This is a genomic window from Aphanothece sacrum FPU1, from assembly GCF_003864295.1.
In the GTDB taxonomy this organism is placed as follows: Bacteria; Cyanobacteriota; Cyanobacteriia; order Cyanobacteriales; family Microcystaceae; genus Aphanothece_B; species Aphanothece_B sacrum.
The window spans coordinates 1-8,773 of the sequence record NZ_BDQK01000006.1 but is presented as its reverse complement, the minus strand read 5'-3'; the positions used below and the strand labels follow the sequence as shown (position 1 = coordinate 8,773).

General features: G+C 38.9%; 10 protein-coding genes. 4 read left to right on the top strand and 6 right to left on the bottom strand.

Annotated elements, in window-relative coordinates; all coding sequences use genetic code 11:
* The first annotated feature begins 3 nt into the window (after positions 1-3).
* From AsFPU1_RS23005 to AsFPU1_RS07640, 3 genes are all read left to right on the top strand, one after another.
* A complete protein-coding gene (locus AsFPU1_RS23005) occupies positions 4-303 on the top strand; it encodes a DNA cytosine methyltransferase (protein WP_227873666.1) in 300 nt (99 codons plus the stop codon).
* Between the two features lie 107 nt (positions 304-410).
* Positions 411-617 (top strand): hypothetical protein, encoded by a 207-nt coding sequence (locus tag AsFPU1_RS07645; RefSeq protein ID WP_124978271.1) that lies wholly within the window; start codon positions 411-413, stop codon positions 615-617.
* Positions 595-1,002, top strand: coding sequence for a DUF1824 family protein (locus AsFPU1_RS07640; protein WP_124978269.1), 408 nt, complete (start codon positions 595-597; stop codon positions 1,000-1,002). Before AsFPU1_RS07645 ends, AsFPU1_RS07640 begins: the two co-directional genes overlap by 23 nt.
* Positions 1,003-1,008: 6 nt before the next feature.
* Here the strand turns inward: AsFPU1_RS07640 and AsFPU1_RS07635 are convergent, their stop codons facing one another.
* From AsFPU1_RS07635 to AsFPU1_RS07610, 6 genes are all read right to left on the bottom strand, one after another.
* The gene (locus AsFPU1_RS07635) at positions 1,009-2,853 is read right to left on the bottom strand and encodes an N-acetylmuramoyl-L-alanine amidase (protein WP_124978267.1); all 1,845 of its coding nucleotides are present in this window, start codon (positions 2,851-2,853) and stop codon (positions 1,009-1,011) included.
* Positions 2,854-3,101: 248 nt separating this feature from the next.
* Positions 3,102-4,484, bottom strand: a complete 1,383-nt coding sequence (locus AsFPU1_RS07630) for a cation:proton antiporter (RefSeq protein WP_227873668.1) — start codon at positions 4,482-4,484, stop codon at positions 3,102-3,104.
* Between the two features lie 50 nt (positions 4,485-4,534).
* Positions 4,535-5,185, bottom strand: coding sequence for a Uma2 family endonuclease (locus AsFPU1_RS07625; protein WP_124978265.1), 651 nt, complete (start codon positions 5,183-5,185; stop codon positions 4,535-4,537).
* 80 nt (positions 5,186-5,265) lie between these two features.
* Positions 5,266-5,640, bottom strand: coding sequence for a nucleotidyltransferase family protein (locus AsFPU1_RS07620; protein WP_124978263.1), 375 nt, complete (start codon positions 5,638-5,640; stop codon positions 5,266-5,268).
* A 314-nt stretch (positions 5,641-5,954) separates the two neighbouring features.
* Positions 5,955-6,809 (bottom strand): prephenate/arogenate dehydrogenase, encoded by an 855-nt coding sequence (locus AsFPU1_RS07615; protein ID WP_124978261.1) that lies wholly within the window; start codon positions 6,807-6,809, stop codon positions 5,955-5,957.
* Positions 6,809-7,087, bottom strand: a complete 279-nt coding sequence (locus tag AsFPU1_RS07610) for a hypothetical protein (RefSeq protein ID WP_124978259.1) — start codon at positions 7,085-7,087, stop codon at positions 6,809-6,811. The genes AsFPU1_RS07615 and AsFPU1_RS07610 overlap by 1 nt, the downstream gene beginning before the upstream one ends.
* Positions 7,088-7,282: 195 nt before the next feature.
* Between AsFPU1_RS07610 and AsFPU1_RS07605 the strand changes: the two genes are divergently transcribed.
* Positions 7,283-8,773, top strand: a 1,491-nt coding sequence (locus AsFPU1_RS07605; protein WP_125061072.1) for a peptide chain release factor 3, incomplete at its 3' end; no start/stop codon positions are given.

The following is an 8,773-nucleotide window of genomic DNA, read 5'->3' as shown; positions in this document are numbered from 1 at the left end:
AAAATGGGAGGGACTCAATCTCGTTATTTATTTCACATTCCGCCTTTAATTTTTTTGGGAATAAGACCACCTGTTGTTATTCTAGAAAATGTTAAGCATTTAATTCATCATCAACAAGGCAAAACACTAGAAACAATTATTTATGCTTTGGAAGATTTAGGTTATTTAGTTGATTATAAACTTTTAAACGCTAAAGATTGGCTCTCCCAACATCTTGGTATAAAATGTATAATCAGCTACAATACTTTATATGGTGGGTTACGACGCGCCTTAAAACTTATTAGTTTTTCATCAAAATCATAGCCGCGTCTAACCCACCCTACGAACTATAAGCTTTACTTATCACCACAGATCCGGGCCTTTGAAGTTAGCTGATAGAATTGAAGGGGAAACCAACCAAACGGCAACTTATGCTAAAAACCATCGAAGGCATTTATCAGGATGGGCAAATCCTGTTCACCGAGCTACCACAAGATATTAGCGATCGCTCCCAAGTTCTCGTCACCTTTCTCGATCCTGGCAAAATCAATTCTCCCCAATTACGCCAACTGATAGATCAGTTGGAGACAATTACTTACCTAAATAGAAATTATTATGACAACTCTAACCATAGATGAAGCGTTAAAAATTCTCAAAGAATATAGCTGTATTGACATTAAAATAATTGAATCAGAAACAGACAAAGAACAGTTAAGACAGGCAATTAAATTACTTGTCAGTCTTTCAGCATCAGAAAATTTTGGAGTTTGTGCCAATAATTATCAACAAGGATTTGAAGCGTTAGAAAGTTATCTCAAAGCATTAGGTTATATTCCTCAAATTAACCCTAACCTATCAGATATAAATGATAGTCCTATTTATATTAAATTTAGTACCCATAAAATGTCTTATTATACAGATTCTTATAGCGGAAGTTATCGAGGGGTTTTGATTTCTTGTCAATCTGAAGACGATAAATTAACAGGAACTTATGGACATTTTCCCTTAGATTTATTTCAGTAATAAAAGTTAAAATCTTTTTTGTCGAATATAATCGAAAATTCCTTGAGCGATCGCGGCAGCCATTTGACGACGATAAGCCGGATCTTGTAAACGAGGATTATCTTCCGATCCGGTCACAAAACCAACTTCCACTAAAGAAGACGGCATTCTTGCATTTCTTAATACATAAAATCGGGCTTGTCTAACACCGCGATCGCGCATATTAATACTACGAATAATACTGCGGTGAATAGCATCGGCTAACTCTCTATTACCCGAATAATACACTTCCAAACCATTAACCTCTGATCGCCCCCCACCAACCGCATTAGCATGGATACTAACAAAAATATTAGCCCTAGCTTGATTAGCTATATTCGTCCGTCCCTGAAGACTGACAAAATAATCCGAATTACGAGTCATCATAACATCTACGCCCCCTTGCCTTAACAATTGAGCTACATCCAGAGAAATCGGCAAAATAACATCTTTTTCCTGTAATCCTTCTAATCCAACCGCCCCTGGATCTTTACCCCCATGACCCGGATCAATCACCACTAAAATCCTTCCTCTAGGATTACCAGAAGAGGGATTAGACGGATCAGGTTCAAAAGGAGGAAAAGACGGATTAGAAGGAGGAGGAATGGGGATATTAGTAGGGTTTCCAGGGGGGAAAGAAGCTTGTAGAGAGCGAATATCTAGCGCTATAGTTTGTTGATTAGGTTGAGTCAACCCCCCAAAACGGATGCCTAGAGACGGTTGGACTAAAATCATCACCGTATTAGCATCCGCTTGACGCACTTTTAACTGATAAATCGGGCTATTATTCCCTAATTCGGGGCCTTGTATTGATTCAGCCAGTTGAGCATTAGGAATACGAATTTCGTAAACTCCAGTACGCCGATTAAGATTGCCTGTCCCGCGTATTGACCTATCCGCCTGAATAATCAACTGAGTATTATTGTTAATTAATTGAATGCCCAAAATGGTCGGATTTTGGTTTTGTGGCCCATTATTAGAACGAGGATTGACATCTGGAGACGGTTGGGGAGGTCTAAGACCTTGTACCTGAGATAATCCCCCTTTGGGCAGTAACACTAAACCCCCTACACGAGAATAATAAGCTTGCCAGTCGGGACTATCGGCTGACACCTTTAAGGTAATACGGACTTCTGGAGGTGAATTATTAGTTTGCTCAAAGCTGATGTCACTTACCCCATAATCATTAACTGATCTAGTTTGATTTATTAGCGTTTGCGGCAGAGAAGCCCCTGGTAGGGTGAATTCAATACTTTGCTTATTGTCGCTCCTTCTAGAGCGAATTTGATTGTCTCTACCATTGCGATCGAGACGGACAAATAATCCATTACGGGTCACTTGAAAGTCATTCGATTGTTGAGAGGGTGTATTAGGATTTAGGGGACGTAAGGGTTCAGGATTATTAGGAGATGGTAGAGGGTTAGGGGAAGGGGTAGATCGGTCAATTCTTTGGGGAGTAGGCAGTTCTACAGCCCATTGAGTCGCAGAAATACCTCTGACTCTCACTTGAGTGGGATCAACCGTGTATCCGGGGGCCATTTCAATGACTAAACGGGTCATCTGAGAGTTAAACTGTCCTACCCTAATACTTTTAATCGCTCCTCCAATGGACTGAACTACACCGGGTCTTCCTAGTACAATTCCTGGCAAATCTAAGACAATACGAGTAGGATTAGGGATTAATTGGGCCCTGGGTTGAACTCGTGAGTCTGTAGTGAAAATTAGGCGATTTTGGTTGGATTCAAAACGCCAAAATAACAGTTTACCTGCTTGGGCCGGCAGGGCTAATAATAGGCTGCTTAAGATACTCAGTAGTAGCCAGCGAAATCTCACGATGGTTGCTCCTGTTGACAATAAGACCTCTTTGACACAAGTTACAAAAATTCAAGGTTAGTTGCAACCGTCTGACTGATCAACCCATCCAGACGCATAAATGTCTGTCTAAGTTTCAGTGGGGAGTGATGGGGTGATGGGGTGATGGGGTGATGGGGTGATGGAGTGAGGAGAATTTTGTTGTTCCTAGTCCCTAGTCCCCAATCCCTAACCCCTAAACCCTAAACCCTAACCCCTAACCCCTAAATTCAAGATTTTGCTTCTTGAGGAGTTGAAACAGGTTCTTTAAACACTATCCGTAACAACGGAGGAGCGACAAAAGTAGTCAAAATTACCATCATGATAATAGCCGCATCCGTCGCAGGAGAAAGGGCCCCACTTGCAGAACCCACACCCGCAAAGACTAATCCTACTTCTCCTCGCGGAATCATTCCCACACCGATCGCAAGTTTATTTAAGTTGGGGTTCCCAAAAAGGGTAAATCCGGTAACAACTTTGCCAAAAATAGCCACAACGATTAAAAACGCAGCAATAATTAATCCTTCTCGGTTACTAGGAATAGCCGGATTTAACACACTTAAATCTGTTTTTGCCCCAACAGACACAAAGAAAATGGGAACGAAAAGATCAGCAATAGGAAGGATTTGTTCTTCGAGTTCTTTGCGTTTTTCTGTTTCAGCTAAAACTAATCCAGCAGCAAATGAACCTAGAATGGCTTCTAATTGGATGATTTGGGCAATATAAGACAAGACAAAAGCAAAGATCACAGAAACAAGCAAAAGCTGCCCTCTAGTCTTCATAGAATCAACTAATTTGACATAAAAAGGACTTAATAATCGTCCAATTAAAATCGCACCAATGAGAAATGTGGCCGCACTGATTATCAGGTAAACGATATTAATTACCTGAATTTCCCCAGTTTTAGCTAAACTGGACACAACAGCTAAGACAATGATACCTAAAATATCATCTAGTACTGCAGCCCCAATGATAATTTGACCTTCTGAGGAAGTCAAACGACCAATTTCTGAGAGAACTTTGGCCGTAATACCGATGCTAGTAGCGGTTAAAGCGGCCCCAGCAAAGACAGAGGGAATAACCGATAGATGGAACAAATACAATAATCCGACGGTTCCCAAAGCAAAGGGTACAACGACTCCCACCACCGCAACGATCGCAGCTTGGGGCCCCACTTTAATTAATTCTTTGAGATCAGATTCTAATCCGATTTCAAATAGTAGAATAATGACACCTAATTCTGACAGGACAGAAATGACTTCTCCTTGGGCAGAAAATACGGATTGTAGACTTTCTGGGTTAATATTTGAGGTGACTTCTAAAAATTTCATCAATAGGGAGTCACTAGCTGTGGCCCCACTTTCAGGGAAGACTAATAACCCCAATGCAGATACCCCGATGATTACCCCTCCAAGTAATTCTCCTAACACGGGAGGAAGATTAATCCGCAAGCAGATTTCTCCTCCTAGTTTACTGGCAAAGTAAATCACTACCAAGCTTAATAGTACACTAACTAAGATAAAAGAACTATCGGCTGTTTCCCCTTCTGTAGCTAACAAAGGAAAGGGTGTATAGAAATTAAGTAGAGACAAGGTTGAAGTTAATGTATCCATCCAAGTTGTTATATTACCCATAATCTGGGCAGAAATTACTTTTATCTACTTTACAGGGTTCTTTTCAAACTTTCCTCTAATAGCCGTTTAAGTTCCCGAATAGCTGCACTTGTATTACGTTCATAAGCAACTTGACGACAACGGGAAACTACATCTAGAAGCTTAATATAGGGAAAATAACGGCTTTGTGTTTGAATCACATACTCTGTCCCTTGCAACTGGTAAACCAATAACTGATTTTTACGCAATAGCCAAACTTCAGGCACTCGATATGCTAGGTAATCATTAACATCTGAATAACTGGTAACATCAATTTCTAAAACCAGATCAGGGGGTGGTTCAGTCTGCCAGTTGATGCGTTCCTTGCCAGAAATCGCTTGCCAATGGTCAATATAAAAGCAATAATCAGGTTCAATGCCGCTTTCCTGGGGTAATTCCATCGTCACTGGGGTAAAAGAGTCGTATTCGAGTCCCGCATAATCCAAGAGAACTTTGATAATATCAGCAATTAAACTAGCATCCCGTCCATGTTTAGGTAGAGGAGACATTAACAAAACTTCTCCAGAATGATACTTGATTCGGGGAATTGAGCCATCTCCTCGCTTTTTACGTAACATCTGATAATCCTGCCAAGTCCCAGGCAACCGCACAACGGCCCCTATTGGTAACTGAATTTTCTCAGGTGATACCAGAGCAAACATAATGTTTCGGGGAAAATTTAGAATCCTCTATACAACATAATAGTTTAATTATCTCCGTCACTTAAATAATCACAAAATACTCATAATTCAACTCCTTGATGAATTGCTTCTAAAATATAAGGACGTGCATTTTGGATTTCTACCAAATCCACCTCAAATTGATGTCCATAATCTAAATCTGCTAGCGCCTTAAAATAATCAGTTTCAGGTAAATCCCAAACAGCCAGATCAATATCTGAATGGGTCGTCATTTTTTCATGATTCAATAAAGAACCAAATAAAACCACCTTCCTTACCCCGTACTTTTCTTTTAAGAAGTTAGCGCATTTTTTTGCTACTTTTAACCCCTCCTTTTGCCGTTCTTTCATCGACAATAAAAATTGTTCACGATTAGACCTTGCTGCTAAAACTTCGGCAATAATTTCTTGTTTTCTCGCTTCTGTTAAATGTCTCATAATCATTGTTCTCTTGATGATATAATGGTGTAATTATCAATAGACAATTAATAATTGACAATTGGTTAATTTGCTTTAAAACCTCCACGGCACTTTCTCCTTGGGGGAACCACCAAGACAAGGCAGTCGAAGTGGGCGGGTTCCCCGACATAAAGGAAATGCCGCCGAAGTGCCTCCTCTTTTAAGGGGAGAAATCAAAAAAAATTTCCCTTATTTCTCTCTTTACTTTTTAGGTAGAGGTAATTGTCCATTGTTCACTGTCAATTGTTGAAAGAATTTAAGCAAAAACTGTTCTATCAAGTAACTGGGTTAACTTATTTTCGTTGCCTTGAAGTTAAAAATGACTCTCTTTTCTGGTTAGTAATTTCTAATAATTTATCTAAATTTTCCCAATTTTCTGATTCAATATCTCCAATAATTTGATCTAAATTATCTCTATACTTTCTTAAAGATTTTAGTAAAGCTTCTTGATTATATTGAGCCATCATTAATCCTAATTCGGGGTTTCCTCCTCCTACTCGACTGGTATCTTTAAATCCTGAACTGGCTAATTGTTGAGCTAATTTTAAAATAATTGGGTCTTTTTCTCCTAAACAACTATTAATCAAATTAGCACTAATCATTACAGGTAAATGAGAAATCCAAGCAACGGCTTGATCATGATTTTCTGGGGTACATTGATAAACAATTGACCCTAAAGATAAAGCAATATTTTCTAATAGTTTAACCCCATCTGATGGACTATTTTCGGTGGGTGTAATTACATAAGGAGCATTTTTAAATAAGTCTTTTTGGGCGGCTTCTATACCTTGTTCGGCTGTCCCTGCCATGGGATGTCCCCCAATAAATTTATTCCATAATTTGGAACATTTGTCAACAATTGGAGTTTTCACTGACCCCACGTCTGTAATAATTGTTTCTGGGTTTAAATGGGGAATTAATTGTTCTAATGTAGGAATAATTAAGCTTATTGGGGTACAAATAAAGATGATTTCTGCACTTTCCAATAAGTTTAAATTAACACTCGCTTGATCAACGACTCCTTTTTCTAATGCTCTTTGACAAGTATTTTCTTTACGAGATACTCCTAACACATTATAGCCGCGATCGCGTAAATCTAGACCAAGCGACCCCCCAATTAATCCTAATCCAATAATTCCTATTTTCATTAATAATAAGAGATTGAATGATAATCTTTACAATTAATTGCCCCTTCTGTATTAGCATAGTGAGGATTTACGGTACATTTTAAGCGATAATCATTAGTAAAATACTGACAGTTACTACAAGGAATTTGGTGCATTGTCTGGGCTTTTTTTGTTGTATCTCGGATCGCACTAAACATTGTCCATCCTAGCATTAACACGAATGTCCAAGCAACAGTAAAGCAAATGGGGACTAAGATGGGTTGTATTATTTGTATGAAGGTGTAGAGAAGTTGTAACACGAGAATATTTTATATAGGGTCATACCTAAGTTATTTTATATTGTTTAATAGATTTAATGTTTTGATAGTTTATTCTCCTTAATAAAACTTAACTCATGATTTTTTTTGCTAATTTTCCCCAAATTTACTTGATTATGGCATTTCGACTATTTTTATGATAAACTATACAAAGGAAATCCCTTATTCCTCCCAAGTATGTCCAACGAAATAGAAAGAGAAATTCAAGAAGCAGTGCAAAGAAGACGTAACTTTGCGATTATTTCCCATCCCGACGCAGGAAAAACCACCCTCACCGAAAAACTGTTACTCTATGGAGGAGCCATTCACCAAGCAGGGGCAGTCAAAGCAAGACGAGATCAGCGCAAAGCTACCTCCGACTGGATGGAAATGGAAAAACAACGAGGAATTTCTATTACCTCCACCGTCCTCCAATTTGAATATCGAAATTTTCAAATTAACCTGTTAGATACACCCGGACACCAAGACTTTAGTGAAGACACCTATCGTACCCTCGCTGCTGCTGATAATGCAGTCATGTTGATCGATGCAGCAAAAGGTTTAGAACCTCAAACAAGAAAGCTTTTTGAAGTCTGTAGAATGCGCGGACTTCCTATCTTTACTTTCATTAATAAAATGGATCGTCCGGGTCGAGAACCCCTCGAATTATTAGATGAAATTGAAAAAGAATTAGGCCTCAAAACTTATGCGGTAAACTGGCCCATAGGAATGGGCGATCGCTTTAAAGGTGTTTATAGTCGTCGTCAACAATCTATACACCTGTTTGAACGTCGCGCTCACGGTAGTCAGCAGGCACAGGAACAGACGATAAAGCTAGGCGACCCCAAAATTGAGGAATTTCTTGATAAAGAGCTTTATTATCAATTTAAAGAAGACCTAGAAATTCTCGAAGAATTAGGGGGAGATCTCGACTTAGAAGAAGTTCACGCAGGAAAATTAACCCCCATTTTTTTTGGATCTGCTATGACCAATTTCGGGGTGCATTTATTTTTAGAAGCGTTTCTAGACTACGCTTTAAAACCCGAAGGACGTAATTCTTCTGCCGGAGTTATTGACCCTACTTATCCTGATTTTACAGGATTTGTCTTCAAATTACAAGCTAATATGGACCCTAAACACCGCGATCGCGTGGCTTTTGTGCGGGTGTGTACTGGTAAATTTGAAAAAGACATGACGGTTAACCATGCAAGAACAGGCAAAATCGTCCGTTTATCCCGTCCTCAGAAATTATTTGCCCAAGATCGTGCATCCATTGAAGAAGCTTATGGAGGAGATGTTATTGGATTAAATAATCCTGGAGTCTTTGCTATTGGGGATACAATTTATAACGGGAAAAAATTAGAATATGAAGGCATTCCCTGTTTTTCTCCTGAAATATTTTCCTATTTGAAAAATCCTAATCCTTCCAAATTCAAACAATTTCAAAAAGGAATTCAAGAATTAAGAGAAGAAGGGGCTATTCAAATTATGTATTCTACTGATGACTTTAAACGTGACCCCATATTAGCCGCAGTAGGACAATTACAATTTGAAGTTGTACAGTTTCGGATGTTGAGTGAATATGGAGTCGAAACTACTTTAGAAGCACTTCCTTATAGTTTAGCTCGTTGGGTAACAGGAGGTTGGCCAGCTTTAGAAAAAGCAGGGCGAATTTTTAACACCATTACA

Excerpts from the sequence above, each read along its gene's own strand:
- AsFPU1_RS23005 (WP_227873666.1), top strand. The coding sequence starts at position 4 with ATGGGAGGGACTCAATCTCGTTATTTATTTCACATTCCGCCTTTAATT.
- AsFPU1_RS07645 (WP_124978271.1), top strand. The coding sequence starts at position 411 with ATGCTAAAAACCATCGAAGGCATTTATCAGGATGGGCAAATCCTGTTC.
- AsFPU1_RS07640 (WP_124978269.1), top strand. The coding sequence starts at position 595 with ATGACAACTCTAACCATAGATGAAGCGTTAAAAATTCTCAAAGAATAT.
- AsFPU1_RS07630 (WP_227873668.1), bottom strand. The coding sequence starts at position 4,484 with ATGGATACATTAACTTCAACCTTGTCTCTACTTAATTTCTATACACCC.
- AsFPU1_RS07625 (WP_124978265.1), bottom strand. The coding sequence starts at position 5,185 with ATGTTTGCTCTGGTATCACCTGAGAAAATTCAGTTACCAATAGGGGCC.
- AsFPU1_RS07620 (WP_124978263.1), bottom strand. The coding sequence starts at position 5,640 with ATGAGACATTTAACAGAAGCGAGAAAACAAGAAATTATTGCCGAAGTT.
- AsFPU1_RS07615 (WP_124978261.1), bottom strand. The coding sequence starts at position 6,809 with ATGAAAATAGGAATTATTGGATTAGGATTAATTGGGGGGTCGCTTGGT.